The organism is Micromonospora sp. AB353, assembly GCF_049538395.1.
Taxonomy (GTDB): domain Bacteria; phylum Actinomycetota; class Actinomycetes; order Mycobacteriales; family Micromonosporaceae; genus Micromonospora; species Micromonospora aurantiaca.
In genome coordinates this window covers 39,715-58,670 of sequence record NZ_JBMVFV010000025.1, presented here as the reverse complement: position 1 = coordinate 58,670, position 18,956 = coordinate 39,715, and the positions used below count along the sequence as shown (strand labels likewise).

16 protein-coding genes are annotated in these 18,956 nt (G+C 72.8%); 13 read left to right on the top strand and 3 right to left on the bottom strand.

Going from position 1 to position 18,956, the window contains the following annotated elements:
* Nucleotides 1–132 precede the first annotated feature (132 nt).
* Nucleotides 133–864 (bottom strand): FadR/GntR family transcriptional regulator, encoded by a 732-nt coding sequence (locus tag ACPCK6_RS13590; protein ID WP_423481284.1) that lies wholly within the window; start codon nucleotides 862–864, stop codon nucleotides 133–135.
* 138 nt (nucleotides 865–1,002) lie between these two features.
* Here ACPCK6_RS13590 and ACPCK6_RS13585 point away from each other — a divergent pair, with 138 nt between their 5' ends.
* The 8 genes from ACPCK6_RS13585 to ACPCK6_RS13550 all read left to right on the top strand — a co-directional run bounded on the left by ACPCK6_RS13585 (nucleotide 1,003) and on the right by ACPCK6_RS13550 (nucleotide 10,225).
* Nucleotides 1,003–2,628, top strand: a complete 1,626-nt coding sequence (locus ACPCK6_RS13585) for an ABC transporter substrate-binding protein (RefSeq protein ID WP_423481283.1) — start codon at nucleotides 1,003–1,005, stop codon at nucleotides 2,626–2,628.
* 103 nt (nucleotides 2,629–2,731) lie between these two features.
* Nucleotides 2,732–3,688, top strand: a complete 957-nt coding sequence (locus ACPCK6_RS13580; RefSeq protein WP_423481282.1) for an ABC transporter permease — start codon at nucleotides 2,732–2,734, stop codon at nucleotides 3,686–3,688.
* Complete coding sequence (locus ACPCK6_RS13575) at nucleotides 3,688–5,646, top strand: dipeptide/oligopeptide/nickel ABC transporter permease/ATP-binding protein (protein WP_423481281.1); 1,959 nt, start codon at nucleotides 3,688–3,690, stop codon at nucleotides 5,644–5,646. The genes ACPCK6_RS13580 and ACPCK6_RS13575 overlap by 1 nt, the downstream gene beginning before the upstream one ends.
* Nucleotides 5,643–6,710: an oligopeptide/dipeptide ABC transporter ATP-binding protein gene (locus ACPCK6_RS13570; RefSeq protein ID WP_423481280.1), complete on the top strand. Its 1,068-nt coding sequence runs from the start codon at nucleotides 5,643–5,645 to the stop codon at nucleotides 6,708–6,710. Before ACPCK6_RS13575 ends, ACPCK6_RS13570 begins: the two co-directional genes overlap by 4 nt.
* Nucleotides 6,707–7,645: a dihydrodipicolinate synthase family protein gene (locus ACPCK6_RS13565; RefSeq protein ID WP_396881491.1), complete on the top strand. Its 939-nt coding sequence runs from the start codon at nucleotides 6,707–6,709 to the stop codon at nucleotides 7,643–7,645. Before ACPCK6_RS13570 ends, ACPCK6_RS13565 begins: the two co-directional genes overlap by 4 nt.
* A 2-nt stretch (nucleotides 7,646–7,647) precedes the next feature.
* Entirely contained in the window at nucleotides 7,648–8,577 is a 930-nt protein-coding gene (locus ACPCK6_RS13560) for an ROK family protein (protein ID WP_423481279.1), read from the top strand.
* Nucleotides 8,574–9,263: an N-acetylmannosamine-6-phosphate 2-epimerase gene (locus ACPCK6_RS13555; RefSeq protein WP_396881493.1), complete on the top strand. Its 690-nt coding sequence runs from the start codon at nucleotides 8,574–8,576 to the stop codon at nucleotides 9,261–9,263. Before ACPCK6_RS13560 ends, ACPCK6_RS13555 begins: the two co-directional genes overlap by 4 nt.
* Nucleotides 9,254–10,225, top strand: coding sequence for an acetylxylan esterase (locus ACPCK6_RS13550; RefSeq protein WP_423481278.1), 972 nt, complete (start codon nucleotides 9,254–9,256; stop codon nucleotides 10,223–10,225). The genes ACPCK6_RS13555 and ACPCK6_RS13550 overlap by 10 nt, the downstream gene beginning before the upstream one ends.
* Here the strand turns inward: ACPCK6_RS13550 and ACPCK6_RS13545 are convergent.
* Nucleotides 10,222–11,265 carry a polyprenyl synthetase family protein gene (locus ACPCK6_RS13545; protein ID WP_423481277.1) on the bottom strand — a complete coding sequence of 348 codons (1,044 nt, stop codon included), beginning with the start codon at nucleotides 11,263–11,265 and terminating at the stop codon, nucleotides 10,222–10,224. The two genes, ACPCK6_RS13550 and ACPCK6_RS13545, sit on opposite strands and share 4 nt — an antisense overlap.
* A 7-nt stretch (nucleotides 11,266–11,272) precedes the next feature.
* Complete coding sequence (locus ACPCK6_RS13540; protein WP_318333709.1) at nucleotides 11,273–11,683, bottom strand: hypothetical protein; 411 nt, start codon at nucleotides 11,681–11,683, stop codon at nucleotides 11,273–11,275.
* Nucleotides 11,684–11,843: 160 nt separating this feature from the next.
* Here ACPCK6_RS13540 and ACPCK6_RS13535 point away from each other — a divergent pair, with 160 nt between their 5' ends.
* From ACPCK6_RS13535 to ACPCK6_RS13515, 5 genes are all read left to right on the top strand, one after another.
* The gene (locus tag ACPCK6_RS13535) at nucleotides 11,844–13,406 is read left to right on the top strand and encodes a phenylacetate--CoA ligase family protein (protein WP_423481276.1); all 1,563 of its coding nucleotides are present in this window, start codon (nucleotides 11,844–11,846) and stop codon (nucleotides 13,404–13,406) included.
* Nucleotides 13,407–13,409: 3 nt separating this feature from the next.
* Nucleotides 13,410–13,850 carry a hypothetical protein gene (locus ACPCK6_RS13530; RefSeq protein ID WP_013285846.1) on the top strand — a complete coding sequence of 147 codons (441 nt, stop codon included), beginning with the start codon at nucleotides 13,410–13,412 and terminating at the stop codon, nucleotides 13,848–13,850.
* Complete coding sequence (locus ACPCK6_RS13525; protein ID WP_423481275.1) at nucleotides 13,847–14,929, top strand: GNAT family N-acetyltransferase; 1,083 nt, start codon at nucleotides 13,847–13,849, stop codon at nucleotides 14,927–14,929. Before ACPCK6_RS13530 ends, ACPCK6_RS13525 begins: the two co-directional genes overlap by 4 nt.
* Before the next feature lie 2 nt (nucleotides 14,930–14,931).
* On the top strand, nucleotides 14,932–15,948 hold the full coding sequence (locus ACPCK6_RS13520; protein ID WP_423481274.1) for a nitroreductase family protein: 1,017 nt from the start codon (nucleotides 14,932–14,934) through the stop codon (nucleotides 15,946–15,948).
* 154 nt (nucleotides 15,949–16,102) lie between these two features.
* Nucleotides 16,103–18,913, top strand: a complete 2,811-nt coding sequence (locus ACPCK6_RS13515) for a glycosyl hydrolase family 95 catalytic domain-containing protein (protein WP_423481273.1) — start codon at nucleotides 16,103–16,105, stop codon at nucleotides 18,911–18,913.
* Nucleotides 18,914–18,956 lie beyond the last annotated feature (43 nt).

Here is an 18,956-nt window from a genome sequence, read left to right as displayed (position 1 = left end):
TCCGATGTCTGCACGCTAGGCGGGTTCCCCTCGCCCGTCAAGGATCGGTTCCGGTCGACGTCTCCCGTCCGGCCCGGGTGGTCGCCAGCGGTCCTGCCCGGGCCTCTCGCCGCGGTCCCTCCGTACGGCGGATCAGGTCTGCGCGGCGCGGGCGATGCTCGACCGGATGGGCGCGTAGTGCTCGGCGACGGCCGAGCGCAGCGCCGCCGCGTCGGCGGCGGTGAGGGCGGCGACGATGGCCTGGTGCCGCTGGGCGGTGATGACCCGGTCCTCCGGCTCGGTCTGCAGCGTGGGCGCGACGATGGCCTGCACCTGCCAGAACGCCTCGGTGAGCTGGACCAGCAGGTCGTTGCCGAGGGGTTCCATCAGCTTCAGGTGGAACGCGCGGTCGACGTCGAGGAAGTCCTCGCCGCGGGCGGCGCGGCTGTGCATCTCGTCGGCGAGCGCGGACAGCTCCGAGCGGTGCTGCTCGTCCAGGGCGTCGATGACGGTGGCGGCCAGGCCCTGCTCCAGCGTCTGGCGGATGTCGACGACCTGGGCCAGCACGTGGTGGTCGTCCTCGCCGCTGAGCAGGCCGCGGAACGTCAGGCTCTCCACAAGGGCGTTGAGGGACATGCGGCCGACGAACGTGCCGTGGCCGTGGCGTACCTCGACGATGTCGAGCGCGGAGAGGATCTTCACGGCCTCGCGGACGCTGGAGCGGCTGGCGCCGACGGCCTCGCACAGCTCGGTCTCGGTGGGCAGGAGGTTCCCCGGCTTGAGGCGGTTGCGCAGGATGTACTCCTTGATCCTGGTGGCGACCTCCTGCCGGCGAGGGCTGGGCCGCTCGGCGCCGCGTAGCGGACTGGCGTCAATGGTCGTCATCTGCCCCTTGCCCTTCGTTCCCGAATCTGTCACTCTCACCCTACCGGCATAAGACGTCAGACGTCATACACCCTATGCTTCACATCCCCGAGCGCGAGCGGGCACGCGAGCGCATGAAGAGCCTATGGAGGCAGCTACGTGAGCACCACCGGTAAGCCGTCGAGGAGCCGGCGCGCCCTGCGCGGCCGCGTCCGCTCCCTGACCGCCGCCACCCTCGCGGGCGGCCTCGCGGTCGCGCTGGCGGCCTGCAGTGGCGGTCCCGCCTCGACAAACGCCGTGGGCGACGGGAAGGGGGGCACGTCCATCGAGGCCACGCTGGCCTTCACGCTCTCCAGCGGTTTCGATCCCAGCAACGCCTCCTCGGCCGTGGCGACAGCGGTCAACCAGCACGTCTTCGAGGGCCTCGTCGACCTCGACCCGATCACGCGGGAACCCTACAACGCCCTGGCCAAGAGCGACCCGACCCCCGGGGCCGACGGCCGGACCTACACCGTGACGCTGCGTGACGGGGCGAAGTTCTCCGACGGCACCCCGGTCACCGCCGAGGACGTGGCCTGGTCCTTCACCCGCGTGCTCAAGCCCGCGGACCCGAAGGCGCCGCCGCTGATGCAGGGCTTCGTGTCGTTCCTGGACACCGTGACCGCCAAGGACGCGACCACCGTCGAGTTCACGCTGAAGTACCCGTTCGCGCTGTTCAGCGAGCGGATCGCGGTCATCAAGATCGTCCCCAAGGCGAAGACCGGTGACGCGGCCGCGGCCAAGGCGTTCGACACCGCCCCGATCGGCTCCGGCCCGTTCAAGGTGGACAGCGCGTCAAAGGAATCCGGCATCAAGCTGAGCAGGAACGCGAACTACAACGGCCCGCGCGCCGCCAAGGTCGAGACGATGACGTGGAACACCACCACCGAGGCGTCAGCCCGCGTGTCGGACCTGCAGGGCGGCCGGGTGCAGGCCATCGAGGCCGTGCCGTACCTGAACGTGGACTCGCTCAAGGACAAGTACACGATCGACGTGAAGCAGGCCTTCAACCAGGTCTTCCTCATGTTCAACAACGCCGCCGCGCCGTTCAGCGACAAGCGGGTGCGCCAGGCCCTGCACTACGCCATCGACAAGGAGGCGGTCATCAAGACCGCGCTCAACGGCTACGGCAGCCCGGCGACGAGCTACCTCGACGAGGGCAACAAGGCCTACCAGAAGGCCGCCACCGTCTACGACTACAACCCGGACAAGGCCAAGGCCCTGCTCCAGGAGGCCGGCGTCACCAATCTGTCGTTCCGGCTCGACACCACCGACAGCTCGGTGGTCAAGGACGTCGCCCCGCTGGTCATCGAGCAGTGGAAGAAGATCGGCGTCACCGCCACGCTGAACACCGTGCCGTCCTCGGCCATCTACGGCGACATCGTCCCCAAGGACACCTTCCGGGTGCTCATGGCCACCGGTGACCCGAGCGTCTTCGGCGTCGACACCGACCTGCTGATGCGCTGGTACTACTTCGGCGAGACCTGGCCGGGCCAGCGCTACCGCTGGAGCGACGCCGACCGCAAGGCCATGGGCGACCTGCTGGACAAGGCCGCGCAGACCTCCGACGAGACGGCCCGCAAGGCGCTGTGGAAGCAGGCCCTGGACATGGCGGCGGACCAGGTGCCGCTGTACCCGATCCTGCACACCAAGGTCGTCACCGCGTACGACCCGGCCAAGGTGGACGGCTTCTCCGGCGCCTCCACCACCGGCCTGTACTTCCTGGGCACCGGCCGGACCGGCTGAGCCCGCGCTCGGGGTTCCGGCCCCGCAGGCGTCCCGCCCGGCCCCACGTGACCCGTGCGGCCGGGCGGGGCGTCCCGGCGCCCCGCCACGAGAAAGAGAATCCATGCTGACCGTCCTGAACCTGGTCGCACGACGATTCCTGACGCTGATCCCCCTGGTGCTGGGCATCACGCTCTTCGTCTTCGTGATCATGCAGTTCTCCCCGATCGACCCGGCGTTGTCAGTCCTCGGTGACCAGGCGACGCCGGCGCAGGTCGAGGCGTTCCGTGCCGCCAACGGCCTGAACGACCCGCTGCCGCTGCGCTACCTGCACTTCCTCGGCGACCTCGTCCGCGGCGACCTCGGCATGACGTTCCCGCCGTCGGTCCCGGTCGCCGAGAAGATCGCCATGGCGCTGCCGCTGACCATCCAGCTCACCGCGCTCGGCGTCGTCGGCGCGCTCGTCATCGCGCTGGCGCTCGGCATCCCGGCCGCCCTGTACCGGGACCGCTGGCCCGACCAGGTCATCCGGATCGTCTCCATGGCCGGCATCGCCACGCCCTCGTTCTGGCTGGCCCTGCTGTTCATCCAGGAGTTCTCCGTCCGCCGGGCGCTCTTCCCGACCGGCGGCTACGTCAACCCCGCCGACTCGGTCGGTCTGTGGTTGCAGTCGCTGGCCATGCCCGCGCTGGCGCTGGCCGTACCGGTCGGCTGCTCGCTGGCCCGCATCGTCCGGACGTCCATGGTCGAGGAACTCGACAAGGACTACGTCCGCACCGCGATCGGGGCCGGACTGCCACCGCGCGTGGTGATCGGCCGCAACGTGCTGCGCAACGCGCTTGTCAATCCGCTCACCGCGCTCGGCCTGCGGATCGGTTACCTCATCGGCGGCACCGTCGTCATCGAGGCGATCTTCTCGCTGCCAGGCATGGGCACCCAGATCATGAGCGCGGTCCAGCAGAACGACACCGCGCTGGCCCAGGGCACCGTGCTGACCATCGCGCTCTGCTTCGTCCTGGTGAACCTGGTCGTCGACATCCTCTACCTCTTCGCCAACCCCCGACTGCGCGGAGGCCACTGATGCGCCGGTCCCTCACCACGCGGCTGTCCCGCCCCGGCATGGCCTTCGCCCGGCTCGGTCTCGCGGCCCGGTTCGCGCTCGGCTTCGTCGCGCTCATCGTCGTGGTCGGCCTGCTCGCCCCGCTGCTGCTGCGTCACGACCCCACCCAGACCGGGCTCGGCCCGGCGCTGACCGGCCCGAACGGCGACTTCTGGTTCGGCCTGGACAAGCTCGGCCGGGACGTCTTCTCCCGGCTGGTCGCGGGCACCCGGCGCTCCCTGATCGTGGGCTTCGGCGCGGCCGGCATCGCGCTGGTGCTCGGCGCGATCCTCGGCGCGATCGCCGGCAGCAGCCGCACCGTCGTCGACGAGATCATCATGCGCTGCCTCGACGTGGTCATGGCCTTCCCCACGATCGTGCTCTCCGCGCTGCTGATCATCTCGTTCGGCAAGAACAGCCTGCTGGTCCTCGTCATCGCGATCGGCTTCGTGTTCACCCCGTCGGTCGCGCGCATCGTCCGCGCCAACGTGCTGTCCCAGTACGGCGAGGACTACGTGGCCGCCGAGCGGATCATCGGCGCCCGGCGGCCGCACATCCTCTGGCGGCACGTCCTGCGCAACTGCGCCGCCCCGATCCTGGTCTTCGTCACCGTCATGGTGGCCGACGCCATCGTCTTCGAGGCGTCGCTGTCCTTCATCGGCGGCGGCCTCGCCCCGCAGGAGGCGGCCTCCTCGTGGGGCTCGGTGATCGCGTTCGGCAAGGAGATGGTGCAGATCGGCGGCTGGTGGGCCACGTTCTTCCCCGGCCTGCTGATCCTGCTCACCGTGCTGGCGCTCAACGTGCTCTCCGAGGGCATGTCCGACGCGTGGGCCGCCCCGGCCGCGCGCCGTGCCACGTCCACCACCAACGGGGACGCGCTGGAGCAGGCGAAGCCCGGCACCGGCGAGGTGGTCGAGCTGCCGGGTCTCGCCGAGGCGGCGCAGCGGCTGCGCGAGCGCGCCCGCCCGCTGCCGCAGGGCAAGCCGGTGCTTCAGGTCAGCGACCTGTCCATCGGCTTCGAGGGCCGCCACCGCGGCGTGGACATCGTCGACGGGCTCTCCTTCGACGTCCGCCCCGGCGAGGTCGTCGGCCTGGTGGGGGAGTCCGGCTCGGGCAAGTCGCTCAGCGTCCTGGCCGTGATGGGCCTGCTGCCGCAGGGTGCCCGGGTACGCGGCGAGATCCGCTTCCAGGACACGGACCTGCTGAAGCTGAACGCGAAGGGCCGCCGGGCCCTGATGGGCCGCGAGATCGCCATGGTCTACCAGGACGCGCTGTCGGCGCTGAACCCGGCGCTGCGCGTCGGCGCCCAGCTCGCCCAGATGATCCGCCGTGGCGGCACCCGCTCGGCCGAGGAACTGATGCGGCTGGTCGGGCTGGACCCGCAGCGCACGCTCGCCGCGTACCCGCACGAGCTGTCCGGCGGGCAGCGGCAGCGCGTGGTGATCGCCATGGCGCTGTCCCGCGACCCGAAGCTGATCATCGCGGACGAGCCGACCACCGCGCTCGACGTCACCGTGCAGGCCCAGGTGATGAAGCTGCTTCTGGACCTGCGCGAGCGGCTCGGCTTCGCCCTCATCCTGGTCAGCCACGACCTCGCCCTGGTCAGCGACGTCTGCGACCGGGTCGTGGTGATGTACGGCGGGCAGATCGTGGAGACCGGCGTGACCGCCGACGTGATGGAGGCACCCGCCCACCACTACGCCCGCGGGTTGCTCGGTTCCGTCCTGTCGCTGGAGACCGGCGCGGAACGGCTCACCCAGATCCGCGGCGTGGTCCCGTCACCCGCCGACTTCCCGAAGGGCTGCCGGTTCTCCGACCGCTGTCCGATGGCGACCGAGATCTGTCGGGACACCGCGCCCGCCCTGGAGGGCACGGACGGCCACGGGTACGCCTGCCACCACCCCGCCGTCACCGTCAGCGAGAAGGAGCCGGCCCGATGAGCGCCACCGCCGAGCACCGGCCGATCGCCGAGCTGAGCGACGTGCACGTGGTGCACGCCGCGCGCGGCGGCGGCATGTTCAGCCGGGAGAAGGTCTACGCGCTCACCGGCGCCGACCTGGTCATCCGGGCCGGCGAGACGGTCGGCATCGTGGGCGAGTCCGGCTGCGGCAAGTCGACGCTGGCCAAGGTGCTCGTCGGCCTGCAACGGCCGACCAGCGGCACGGTGTCGTTCGCCGGCAAGGACGTGTGGTCGATGAGCGCCGCCGAGCGGCGCGAGCACATCGGCGCGGGCGTCGGCATGATCTTCCAGGATCCGGCCACGTCGCTGAACCGCCGCATGCCGGTGCGCGACATCCTGCGCGACCCGCTCGACGTGCACCGCCGGGGCACCCGGCAGCAGCGCGAGCAGCGGGTGGCCGAGCTGATGGCCCTGGTGGGCCTGCCCCGCTCGGTCGCCGACGTGCTGCCCAGCCAGCTCTCCGGCGGCCAGCGCCAGCGCGTGTCCATCGCCCGCGCGCTGGCCCTGGAACCGGGACTGGTCATCGCCGACGAGCCCACCAGCGCGCTCGACGTGTCGGTCCGGGCCCAGATCCTCAACCTGCTGCTGGACCTCAAGGACCGGCTCGGGCTGGCGATGGTGCTGGTGTCGCACGACATCCAGACCGTCAAGCGGGTCAGCGACCGGGTCGTCACCATGTACCTGGGCCGCATCGTCGAGCAGACGCCCGCCGACCTGCTGCCCGAGGGCGGCCGGCACCCGTACACCCGGGCCTTGTTCTCGGCCACGCCGGGCCTGCTGTCCCCGATCGAGCCCATTCCGCTGGTCGGCCCGGTCCCGTCGGCCACCCGGCCGCCGAGCGGCTGCCCGTTCCGGACCCGCTGCTGGGCCGCCACCGACGGCTGCGCCGTGGACATGCCCGCGCCGCGCCCCGCCGAGGGCGAGGGCCACGAGTTCCGCTGCCACCACCCGGTGCCCGCCGGAACCGCCAACACCGAACTGGTCGCGCTCGCCACCTCGGCGACCGGCCGCACCACAACCGAGTCTGTCGAGGAGAACCTGTGACCACCCCCGCCCCGCGGTTCGCCGGAGTCGTGCCGCCGGCCGTGACCCCCCTGACCGATGAGGGCGAGGTCGACGTGCACTCGCTGGAACGGCTGGTCGAGTGGCTGCTCGACGCCGGCGTCGACGGCATCTTCGCGCTCGGCAGCTCCGGCGAGACGGTCTTCCTCACCGACCGGCAGCGGGACCTGGCCCTGGAGACCATCGTGAAGACCGCCGGCGGCGCCGTGCCGGTCATCGCCGGCTGCATCGAACCCACCACCCGCCGGGTCGTGGAGCGGGCCGAGGCGTCCACCCGGCTGGGCGCGGACGGCCTGGTCGTGACCGCGCCGTTCTACGCCATCGTCGGCCCGCACGAGATCGAGCGGCACTTCCGCGCGGTCGCCGCGGCGGTCGAGCTTCCGCTGCTGGCGTACGACATCCCGGTCTGCGTGCACAGCAAGCTCTCCGTCGACCTGCTGACCCGGCTCGCCGCCGACGGCGTGCTCGCCGGTGTCAAGGACTCCAGCGGCGACGACGTGGCGTTCCGTCAGCTCGCGCTGGCCGTCGCCGAGCACGCGCCGGAGCGCGACTTCAGCCTGCTCACCGGCCACGAGGTGGTGGTCGACGCGATGATGCTCGCGGGCGGCTCCGGCTCGGTGCCCGGACTGGGCAACGTGGACCCGGCCGCGTACGTGCGGCTGCACCGCGCCTGCGTGGCCGGTGACTGGGCTGCGGCCCGCCGGGAGCAGGACCGCCTGACCCGGCTGTTCCGCATCGTCGACGCGGCCGACCCGGCCACCTCGGCGGGCGCCACCCGGGGCGTCGGCGCGTTCAAGACCGCGCTGTCCCTGCTCGGCGTCATCGCGGGCAACGCGGTGTCGCTGCCGCTGCGGCCGCTGGACGCCGCCGAGACGGGCCGCGTGCGTACCCAGCTGGAACTGGCCGGGCTGCTCTGACCATGCCCGAGGTGAGCACGACCGGTCTGGTCGCCGCGCTCGACATCGGCGGCACCAAGACCACAGCCGCCCTGGTCACCGCCGCCGGAGAGGTCGTCGGCCGGCGCACCGCGCCGACACCTGGCCGCTCCGGTGCCGCCGCGGTGCTCGACACCGCCGCCGGTCTGGTGGAGAAGCTGCGGGCGGACGCGCCGGGTGTCGTACGGGCGCTCGGCGTCGGCAGCGCCGGAGTCATCGACAGCGGCTCCGGCCTGGTGCTGTCCGCCACCGACGTGCTGACCGGGTGGACCGGCACGGACCTGCGCGGCGACCTGCGCCGGCGTCTGGACGTGCCGGTCACGGTGATCAACGACGTGCACGCCCACGCGCTGGGCGAGGCGCGTCACGGCGTCGCGGCCGGGTACGGCACGGTGCTCTACGTCGCCGTCGGCACCGGTGTCGGGGCGTCGTTCGTCCTCGGCGACACAGTGCTCACCGGAGCGCACAGCGCCGCCGGGCACGCCGGGCACCAGCCGTCGCCGTACGCCGGAACGCTTGCCTGCACGTGCGGCGGGCGCGGGCACCTGGAGGCGATCGCCGCCGGGCCCGCGCTCACCGCCGAGTACGCCCGGCGTACCGGCCGGCCGGTGGCCGACCTGCGGGGCGTCGCCGCGCTCGCGGTAGGCGGCGACGAGACGGCCCGGGAGGTCGTCCGGCTCGGCGGCGCGGCTGTCGGTTCCGCCGTCGGCGGCCTGGTCAACGTGCTCGACCCCGCCGCCGTGGTGATCGGCGGCGGCGTCACCGGCCTCGGTGAGCCGTGGTGGCGGGCGCTGCGCGACGCGGTGCCCGCCGAGACGCTGCCCGCCCTGGCCGGTGTGCCGGTGCTCGCCTCCACCCTCGGCCCCGACGCGCCGCTGCTCGGCGCCGCCTCGCTCGCCTGGAAGGTCTCATGAACACGCTCGTCGACCAGCTCCGTGACCGCCTGGTGGTCTCCTGCCAGGCGTATCCGGGGGAGCCGATGCGCGACCCGGACACCATGCGCCGGGTCGCACTCGCCACCGCACGCGGCGGCGCCGCCGGCATCCGCGCCCAGGGACTGGCGGACATCGCCGCCATCCGTGCAGCGGTGGACCTGCCGCTGATCGGGCTCTGGAAGGACGGCGACGACGACGTCTTCATCACCCCTACCCTCGAACACGCGCTCGCCGTCGCCGACGCCGGGGCGCACGTCGTCGCGCTCGACGGCACGTACCGGCCCCGGCCCGACGGCCGTACGCTCGCCGAGACGATCGCCGCCGTGCACGAGCGCACCGGCGCGCTCGTGATGGCCGACTGCTCCACGCTGGACGAGGGCATCGCCGCCGCCGCAGCGGGCGCCGACCTGGTCGGCACCACGCTCGCCGGGTACACCGCGTACACCACGAAGGGCGACGGGCCGGACCTGGACCTGGTCGCCCGGCTCGCCGCCGCGGTCGACGTCCCGGTGGTCGCCGAGGGACGCATCCACACGCCGGAGCAGGCCGCGCAGGCGCTGCGGGCGGGCGCGTGGACGGTGGTGGTCGGCACCGCCATCACCCATCCGAGCACGATCACCGGCTGGTTCGCCTCCGCCGTACGGGAGGCCGCGTCGTGCCGCTGACCGACCTCGACCTGGCCGGCTGTCTGGCGTACCGGCCGGAGCTTCACGTGCCGGCGGACCTGGACGCGTTCTGGGCGCGCACGCTCGACGGCGGCGGCGATCCGGAGGCGGCGGTCTACGAGCCGGTCGACACCGGGCTGACCCAGATCCGGACGTACGCCGCCACGATCCCCGGCTTCGGCGGCGAGCCGGTGCGCGGATGGCTGCACCTGCCGGCCGGTGCCGACGGGCCGCTGCCCTGCGTGGTCGAATACCTCGGCTACGGCCGGGGCCGCGGCCTGCCGCACGAGAAGCTGTTCTGGGCGGCGGCGGGCTTCGCGCACCTGATCATGGACAGCCGGGGCCAGGGCTGGAGTGCCGCCACCGGCGGCACGCCCGACCCGCACCCGTACCCGGCCGGCACCGTGCCCGGCTTCCTCACCCGGGGCGTCGCCGACCCGGCCGACCACTACTACCGGCGGCTCATCACCGACGCGGTCCGCTTCGCCGAGGCCGCCCGGCGGCACCCGGCCGTCGACCCGGACCGGGTGGCGGTGACCGGCTTCAGCCAGGGCGGCGGCCTCGCCCTGGCCGCCGGCGCGCTGTGCCCGGACGTCGTCGCGGTCATGCCGGACGTGCCGTTCCTGTGCGACATCCGCCGGGGCGTGCGCGTCGCCGGCCCGGACAGCCCGTACGCCGAGGTCGTCGAGTACCTCGCGCTGCACCGCGACCGCGCCGACCAGGTGTTCCGCACGCTGTCCTACCTGGACGCCGCAGTGCTCGCGCCGCGCGCCACAGCGCCCGCGCTGTTCTCGATCTCGCTGCGCGACCAGGTCTGCCCGCCGTCCACCTGCTTCGCCGCCTACCACCGCTACGGCGGCGACAAGGACGTGCGGGTGTACGAGTTCAACGACCACGAGGGCGGCGAAGCCGGGCATCAGCGTGAACAGCTCACCTGGCTGCGCGGGATCCTGGGCGGCTAACGGGCCCGATCCACCACGTAGTCGGTCAGCTCCAGCAGGAACCGGCCGTCCTCGGTGTCGGCGGCGTCGCCCAGCGCCCGCTCACCCTCCCGCCGGGCGGCCAGCGCGAGATCCCGGGCGCTGCGCCGCGCCGACTCCACGCAGTCGTACGCGAGCAGCCGCCCGTGCAGCCAGCGCACCTCGGCGTCGGTGCGCTCCGCGCGGGTCCGGCTCAGCAGCCGCACGAGCCGTTCGCGTTCCTCGGACGTGCACCGCCGCATGAAGTCGATCAGGATCAGCGTGCGCTTGCCCTCCCACAGGTCACCGGCGATCTCCTTGCCGTACCGGGCGTAGTCGCCGGTCAGGTTGAGCGCGTCGTCCTGGATCTGGAACGCCGCGCCCAGGTACCAGCCGTACCGGTCCAGCACGTCGACGGCGTTCTCCCGGCCGGTCGCCACGAGGATGCCGGTGCGGCACGGGTAGATGCACGTGTACCAGGAGGTCTTCTTCAGGCACATCCGGTAGTAGTCGTCGGCGTCGAGGTCGCACACGTTGTCGCGGATCCAGCCGATCTCGATGGCCTGCCCCTCCAGCGAGTGGCGCATCATCAGCTCGGTCTCGGTGAACAGCCGCCACGCGATCCCGGAGCCGAGCGCCGCCCGGTTCGCGGCCAGCCGCCGCAACGCCAGCAGGTTCGTCATGTTGCCGACGTTCAGCGCGACACCGACGCCGTACTCGGCGTGCAGGGTCCGCCCGCCGCGCCGCTGCTCGCTTTCGTCCTGGATGTCGTCGTGGATGAGGAAGGCGTTGTGGAACAACTCCACCGTCACTGCGGCGTTGAGGCCCACCGCGTCGCCGCCGCCGAACGCCCGGCACGTCGCAAGGCACAGCGCGGCGCGCAGCCCCTTGCCCCACCGCCGGGGGTACTCCGCGACGAGGTCGTAGAGGTATCGCGGGCCGCCGTCGGGCACGTCGTCGAGCAGCGCGCCGAGGGCGAGCCCACGATAGCGCTCCAGCATCCGTTCCACGTGCCCGCCGGCCACCCCGGCGGTCGGCGCCATCGCGCCGCTACCGGTCCGCCGGCCGCTTCGGGGCCGGCGACGCCAGCCGGTCCGCGAGCCCGTTGGCGACCTCGGGGGCCAGCCGCGCCAGATTGAGTACGGTGTCCAGCGCGTCGTGCGCGTCCGACGTGTACCGCCGGATCACCTCACCGCGCTGGTCGTCGGCCATCTTCAGTTGCCCGACCACGGTGTCGATCAGGGCGTGCCCGTCGGTGCGGACCCGGGCGACGAGTTCGTCGAACGCCTCCGGGTCCACGCGCCGGCTCTCGGTCAGCTTCTCCTCGAGCCGCCGGGCGCCGGCCAGCCCCGCCGCGAGTTCCTCCTCCAGCACCGTGGCCGCGTGGGTCACGGTCTCCGAGGTCTCCTCGGCCACCTTCTCGAAGCGCTCGTTCGCGCGCTCACGCTTGCCCTCTGTCATGGGCGAAGTGTCACCGGACCAGGCACGACACACCAGACGAGTGTCGCCATGGTGACTGAGCGTGGCCGGGCCGGGTGGTCTTCCACTGGGTACGGGTACTCAGCGCAGTACCGTCTCGTCGCTCATGTGCGGGCGCGGCGGCGTCGACAGGATCCTTGTCATGGCCGAGACGCTGCACCGACACGCCGCTGCACGTACCGTCGACACGCCGCTGCCCGCCGAGGCCGCGCTGGCCCCGGCCGGCCGCGCGGTCGCCGCGCTGGCCCGGCTCGTCGCCCACCACCCGGCCGGCTGGCGCTGGCTGGCCCGGCGCCACCACCCGGTCCTCGACCGGCTCGCCGCCGCGAACGCGCGATCGACCTGCGTGCGCGCCGCCCGGCGGGTGCCCGCCTACCAGGCGTTCCTGCGGGCCCGTCCGGGCAGCCTGCGCCGCCGGCTGCGGGACTTCCCGGAGACCGACAAGCGTGGGTACGTCATGGCGTACGGCGCCTTCGCCCGCTGCCGGGACGGGCGGATGCCGGAGCGGGGCGTGGTGGTCGACGAGTCGGCCGGTTCGTCCGGGCGCCCGTTCAACTGGCCGCGCGGCGAGCGGGAGCTGCGGGCGGTGCACCGCGACATCGCCGGGTACACCGGACTGGCCTTCCCGATGCGCCGGCCGTTCGTCATCAACGCGTACTCGATGGGCGCCTGGGCGACCGGCACCACCACCGGCGCGGCGATGGCCCGGATCGCCACCGTGAAGAACACCGGCCCGGACCTCGGGAAGATCGTCGACACGCTGCGCGAGTTCGGTCCCGGCCACGACTACCTGGTGACCGCCTACCCGCCGTTCCTCAAGCACCTGCGGGACCGGCTCGACGCCGAGGACTTCCCCTGGTCGCGGTACCGGATCTTCGCCAGTTGCGGCGGCGAGGGGATGACCGAGGCGCTGCGCGACTACCTGGAACAGCGGTTCGTGCGGGTGCGGTCGGCGTACGGGGCGTCGGACCTGACCATCGGCATCGGCGCGGAGACCCGGTTCACGGTGTGGCTGCGGCGGCGCCTGCGCACCGACGCGGGACTGCGCGCGGAACTGCTCGGCCGCGGCGAGCAGCGGCTGCCGATGGTGTTCCAGTACAACCCGTTCGCCACCTATCTGGAGACCAACGAGCGGCGGGAACTGCTCTGCACCGTGACGAGCCCGCACGTGCTCCAGCCCCGGCTGCGCTACAACGTGGGCGACGAGGCGCGGCTCGTGCCGTACCGGCGGATCGTCGAGCTGGCGCACGCCGACCCGGTACGCCGCGCCGAGTTCCGTACCGCGGTGGCCGAGGAGCGGATGACGCTGCCGCTGCTGCTGTTGTTCGGCCGCAGCGACTCCACCGTGTCCTACCTGGGTGCGAACCTCTACCCCCAGGACGTCGAGTACGGCCTCTACACCGGCAACCCGTACGCCGCCGAGATCAACAGGTTCTGTCTCACACTGCACGAGGACGCGGCGCTGGAGACCCGGCCGGTGATCCACGTCGAGCTGCGCCGCCCGCTGGACACCGCGGTCCGCGCGGCGCTCGCCGACGCGTGCCGCGACGGGGTACGCGCGCACCTGACCTCGGTGTCGCGGGACTTCGCGCAGTCCCTGGTGGAGGACCCGACCGCCGGCGACCTGCGGGTCGAGCTGCACGAACCGGACGGCGGCCCGTTCGCCGACATGCAGAAGATCAAGAACGTCTACCTGGTGAGGTGAACGATGCGTACCCGTGACTTCTCCCGCGCCCCGGCCCAGGCCCGCGCCGGTGCCATGTTCATCGGCGGCACCCGGTACGCGAACCCGCTGGTGCTGCTGCGCCTGGCCCCCGACTGGATCCGGATGGTGCGCGACATGCGCCGGATGTCCGGCTACTGCTGGCACACCGTCTACTGGCAGTTCCCCCTGACGCTCGGCACCATCGCGTTCTTCACCGACCGGGACGCGCTGCTGCGCTTCGCCCGCACGCGGCACCACCGCAAGCTGATGATGTGGCTGACCGACGGCGACCGCAACGCCACCGCCGGGTTCATCCGGCTCTACACCGCCTCCCCGGACGGCTACTCCAACGGCGCGTGGCGGGCCGAGGACGGCGCGATGGGCCACATCGAGCGGTTCACGCCGCTGGGCGCGGAGACGACCGGACCGGCGGTGCGCCGGTGACCGGCCACCGGTTCGAGCGCGTGACCGGCCGGCGCGGCCTGCGCGACTTCCTCACCCTCACCGACCGGCTGTACGCCGACGAACCCCGGTACGTGCCGACGCCCCGGCAGCAGATCCGCCGCTGGTGGCGCGACGGCGTACCGATGTACGTGCTGCGCGACGCCACCGGCGTCGTGGCCGGGCGGACCACGCTGCACACCGACGCGGACCTCGACGCCAAGCTGGGCCGCCGCTGCCAGCTGTTCGGGCTCACCGAGTTCACCGCGCCGGCCGCCCGGCCGCTGTTCGACGCGATCGCCGCGCACGCGACGCCCGGCCGGGACCTGCTGTTCGGGCCGGTGGCGCTGCTGCCCAACCAGGCCGGTGGCGTGATCACCTCCGGGTACGCCGACCGGGGTTTCGTGGACAGCGCGTGGAACCCGCCGTACTACCCGGACGCGTACGAGGAGAGCGGGTTCACCGGGCGGTTCGTCTCCGACACCTGGATCTGCCCGGTGCCGCCGCCGGCCGGGGCGCCGCCCGCGCTCGGCGTGCAGCCCGACGGCGCGCGGCTGGAGCTGCACCGGGGGAGCACCAGGCGGCTCGACGCGCAGCTCGACCTGCTGCGCGGGATGCTCAACGACTCCTTCGCCCAGCTCGGCTACTACACGCCGATCTCGGCGGCCCAGTTGCGGCGGCAGACCGACGGGCTGGCGTACCTGCTGGACGAGTCCCTGCTGCTCTACCTGACCCGCGACGGGCGGCCGGTGGCGTTCGTGCTCTGCGTGCCGGACATCAGCGACTTCCTGGTCGCGGTGCGCGGTGACCTGAACCCGGTCAGCCAGCTGCGGCTGCTGGCCTCCCGGCGCCGGTACCGCCGGGAGGCGGTGCTGATCGTCAAGGGCGTGGTGCCGGAGTTCCAGGGGCGCGGCTACCAGCGGTTGCTCTCCGCGCACCTGCACCGCAACCTGCACGACGGCGGCTACACGGCGCTGCGCAGCACGTACGTCGGGCGGGACAACCCGGCGTCGGCGGCCCAGTACCGACACCTCGGCGGACGCCCGCTGCACGGCTACACGTTCTACGCCAGGGAGCGGTGAGCATGGACCTCGCCGCGTTCCACGCGCTGGAGCCGCTGTGCTGGCGGGCGCCGAGCGCACACAACACCCAGCCGTGGCGGCTGCGCTACGAGCGCTGGGCGATCACCGTCGGCTGGGATCCGGCCGACGCGCTGCCCGCGGGCGACCCGACCGGGCGGGATCTGCGGCTGTCGCTCGGCGCGTTCGTGGAGACCTGCCTGATCGTCGCCGCCGACGCGGGGCTGCGGCTGGACTGGGCCGCCGACCACGACGAGTCCGACCGGCGGGTGGGGCGGCTGCGTCCGGCACGGCAGCCGTACCGGACGCCGTTCCGCACCGCCGACGTGTGGGACCGGCGTACCCACCGGGGCCGGTTCACCGGCGGCCCGGACGCCGACGTGGTCGCGGCCGTGGACGCGGTCGCCCGCCGGGCCGGTGGCGCGGTCCGCGCGGTGCCGGCGGCCGGGCGGCTGCGCGCGCTGCTGCGCACTGCCGACCGGCAGGTGTACGCCGACCCGGCGGTGGTCGCGGAGCTGCGCCGCTGGCTGCGCCTGGACCGGTCGGGCCCGCGCTACCGGGCCGACGGGCTCAGTGACAGGTGCCTCGGGCTGGGCCGGGCTACGGCCACCGGGCTGCGGGCGGCGCTCGCGGCGTACCCGGCGTTGCACCCGCTGGGGCTGCCCCGGCTGCTCGCCGCCGCGGGCGGTGACCCGCTGGCGCAGGGCGGCGGGGTGCTGGCGCTCGTGGCGCCGCCCGGTCTGGACGCGGCCGGGCAGGTCGAGTTCGGACGCGTGCTCATGCGGATGTGGCTGACGCTGCACACGGCCGGGCTGGCCGCCCACCCGCTCAGTCAGCTCGTCGACGTCGCAGCCACCCGGGACGCGCTCGGCGCGCTGCTGGACGTGGCGCCGGAGCGGATCGTGCACGTGGCCCGGGTGGGCCGGCCGGCCGCCCCCGCGCCCCGCTCGGCCCGGCGAGTGAAACACGGATCGAGCCTGTTAGCGGTAACACCTCTTGACGCGGTGTCACTTCATCCATGAGAGTCCATGTTGGCTGATGTGTCGCCCGGTCGGGAGCCCTGGGCGCGTAGTGGCAGGAATGCGGCGCCCGGGTGTGCGAGCGATGGCTGTTAGCGATAACAGCACCGTCGCCCACCCGGGCCCCGCCCACTGATCCGCGCGGTTGGGAGAAACCATGTCCGAAGTGACACGACGAAACGTCATCAAGGCCACGGCGGCGGGCGCCGGTGCCGCGCTGGTGCCGGCCGCCTGGAGCGTCGCCGCACGCGCCGGGTCGGCGGCGCCCGCGCAGGTGCTGGCCGCGAACGACCTGGCACTCTGGTACGACGAACCGGCCGGCACCGACTGGCTGCGCGCCCTGCCGATCGGCAACGGGCGGCTCGGCGCGATGGTGTTCGGCAACGTCGACACCGAACGGCTCCAGCTCAACGAGGACACCGTCTGGGCCGGCGGCCCGTACGACTCGGCGAACACCAGGGGCGCGGCCAACCTGGCCGAGATCCGGCGTCGTGTCTTCGCCGACCAGTGGACCTCCGCCCAGGATCTGATCAACCAGACCATGATGGGCAGCCCTGGTGGTCAGCTCGCCTACCAGACCGTCGGCGACCTCCGGCTCACCTTCGGTTCGGCGAGCGGGGCGACGCAGTACAACCGGACGCTCGACCTCACCACCGCCACCGTCACCACCACGTACGTGCTGAACGGCGTACGGCACCAGCGGGAGGTCTTCGCCAGCGCCCCCGACCAGGTGATGGTGCTCCGGCTGACCGCCGACCGGGCCAACGCGATCACGTTCTCCGCCGCCTTCGACAGCCCGCAGCGGACCACCGTGTCCAGCCCGGACGGCGCGACCATCGCGCTCGACGGCATCTCGGGGTCGATGGAGGGCGTCAACGGCTCGGTGCGGTTCCTCGCGCTGGCCAACGCCGCCGTCACCGGCGGCACGGTCAGCAGCTCCGGCGGCACGCTGCGGGTGTCCGGCGCGACAAGCGTGACGGTCCTGATCTCGATCGGCACCAGCTACGTCGACTACCGCACCGTCAACGGCGACTACCAGGGCATCGCCCGCAACCGGCTGAACGCCGCCAAGGGCGTGGGCGTCGACCAGCTCCGCACCCGCCACCGCGCCGACTACCAGGCGCTGTTCAACCGGGTCACCATCGACCTGGGCCGTACCGCCGCCGCCGACCAGCCCACCGACGTACGGATCGCGCAGCACGCGAGCACGAACGACCCGCAGTTCGCCGCGCTGCTGTTCCAGTTCGGGCGGTACCTGCTGATCTCGTCGTCGCGGCCGGGCACCCAGCCGGCGAACCTCCAGGGCATCTGGAACGACTCGCTGACGCCGTCCTGGGACTCGAAGTACACGGTCAACGCCAACCTGCCGATGAACTACTGGCCGGCCGACACCACGAACCTGTCCGAGTGCTTCCTGCCGGTCTTCGACATGGTCAAGGACCTCACCGTGACCGGCGCGCGGGTCGCCCAGGCGCAGTACGGCGCCGGCGGCTGGGTCACCCACCACAACACCGACGCCTGGCGGGGCGCGTCGGTCGTGGACGGCGCGTTCTGGGGCATGTGGCAGACCGGCGGGGCCTGGCTGAGCACGCTCATCTGGGACCACTACCTGTTCACCGGCGACAGCGGATTCCTCCAGGCCCACTATCCGGCCCTCAAGGGCGCCGCCCAGTTCTTCCTCGACACCCTGGTCGCCCACCCGACGCTCGGCTACCTGGTGACGAACCCGTCGAACTCGCCGGAACTGGCGCACCATGCCAACGCCAGCGTCTGCGCCGGCCCGACGATGGACAACCAGATCCTGCGCGACCTGTTCGACGCCGCGGCCCGGGCCGGCGAGGTGCTCGGCGTCGACACCACCTTCCGGACCCAGGTGCGTACGGCAAAGGACCGGCTGCCGCCGAGCCGCGTCGGCTCCCGGGGCAACGTGCAGGAGTGGCTCGCCGACTGGGTCGAGACCGAGCGCACCCACCGGCACGTGTCCCACCTGTACGGGCTGCACCCCAGCAACCAGATCACCAAGCGCGGCACCCCGGCGCTGTACGAGGCCGCCCGCAGGACGCTGGAGCTGCGCGGCGACGACGGGACCGGCTGGTCGCTCGCCTGGAAGATCAATTTCTGGGCGCGGCTGGAGGACGGCGCCCGCGCCCACAAGCTGCTGCGCGACCTGGTCCGCACCGACCGGCTCGCGCCGAACATGTTCGACCTGCACCCGCCGTTCCAGATCGACGGCAACTTCGGCGCCACCTCCGGCATCGCCGAGATGCTGCTGCACAGCCACACCGGCGAACTGCACCTGCTGCCCGCGCTTCCCAGCGCCTGGCCCGCCGGGCAGGTCGCGGGCCTGCGCGGCCGGGGCGGCTACACGGTGGCGCTGACCTGGAGCAGCGGCCAGGCCGACGAGATCACCGTCCGCGCCGACCGCGACGGCACGCTGCGCCTGCGGTCCCGGCTGTTCACCGGCACCTTCACTCTCACCGACGTCACCGACGGCAGCACACCCGCCACCACCCGGCCGGAGTCCGACGTCGTCGCGCTCGCCGTCCGAGCCCGGCACACCTACCGCGCCGCCCGGCCCGGCGTGACGCCGTCGCCCACCCCGACCGTCACACCCCCATCGAGTACGACGCCGAGCCCCGCGCCCACCACCAGTTCCCCGGCGCCGTCCGGCGCACGTGCCACGTACGCGATCACCGGCTCCTGGTCGGGCGGCTTCCAGGCCGAGGTCACGGTGACCGCCGGCGCCACCGCGATCCGCGGCTGGACGGTGTCCTGGACCTTCCCGAACGGGCAGGTGATCAACCAGATCTGGAGCGGCACGCACACCCAGAACGGCGCTGACGTGACGGTGCGCAACGTCGACTACAACGGCTCGCTGCCGGCCGGCGGCTCCACCACGTTCGGCTTCATCGGTGCCGTCAACGGCACCAACAACCCGCCGGCGAACCTCACCTGCACGACCACCTGAGCACAGGCGCGGCCCGCCGCGGCCACCCGGCCGGGGCGGGGCG

Coding starts and splice junctions, on each gene's coding strand:
- ACPCK6_RS13590 (WP_423481284.1), bottom strand. CDS start 864: ATGACGACCATTGACGCCAGTCCGCTACGCGGCGCCGAGCGGCCCAGC.
- ACPCK6_RS13580 (WP_423481282.1), top strand. CDS start 2,732: ATGCTGACCGTCCTGAACCTGGTCGCACGACGATTCCTGACGCTGATC.
- ACPCK6_RS13575 (WP_423481281.1), top strand. CDS start 3,688: ATGCGCCGGTCCCTCACCACGCGGCTGTCCCGCCCCGGCATGGCCTTC.
- ACPCK6_RS13570 (WP_423481280.1), top strand. CDS start 5,643: ATGAGCGCCACCGCCGAGCACCGGCCGATCGCCGAGCTGAGCGACGTG.
- ACPCK6_RS13560 (WP_423481279.1), top strand. CDS start 7,648: ATGCCCGAGGTGAGCACGACCGGTCTGGTCGCCGCGCTCGACATCGGC.
- ACPCK6_RS13555 (WP_396881493.1), top strand. CDS start 8,574: ATGAACACGCTCGTCGACCAGCTCCGTGACCGCCTGGTGGTCTCCTGC.
- ACPCK6_RS13545 (WP_423481277.1), bottom strand. CDS start 11,265: ATGGCGCCGACCGCCGGGGTGGCCGGCGGGCACGTGGAACGGATGCTG.
- ACPCK6_RS13540 (WP_318333709.1), bottom strand. CDS start 11,683: ATGACAGAGGGCAAGCGTGAGCGCGCGAACGAGCGCTTCGAGAAGGTG.
- ACPCK6_RS13535 (WP_423481276.1), top strand. CDS start 11,844: ATGGCCGAGACGCTGCACCGACACGCCGCTGCACGTACCGTCGACACG.
- ACPCK6_RS13530 (WP_013285846.1), top strand. CDS start 13,410: ATGCGTACCCGTGACTTCTCCCGCGCCCCGGCCCAGGCCCGCGCCGGT.
- ACPCK6_RS13520 (WP_423481274.1), top strand. CDS start 14,932: ATGGACCTCGCCGCGTTCCACGCGCTGGAGCCGCTGTGCTGGCGGGCG.
- ACPCK6_RS13515 (WP_423481273.1), top strand. CDS start 16,103: ATGTCCGAAGTGACACGACGAAACGTCATCAAGGCCACGGCGGCGGGC.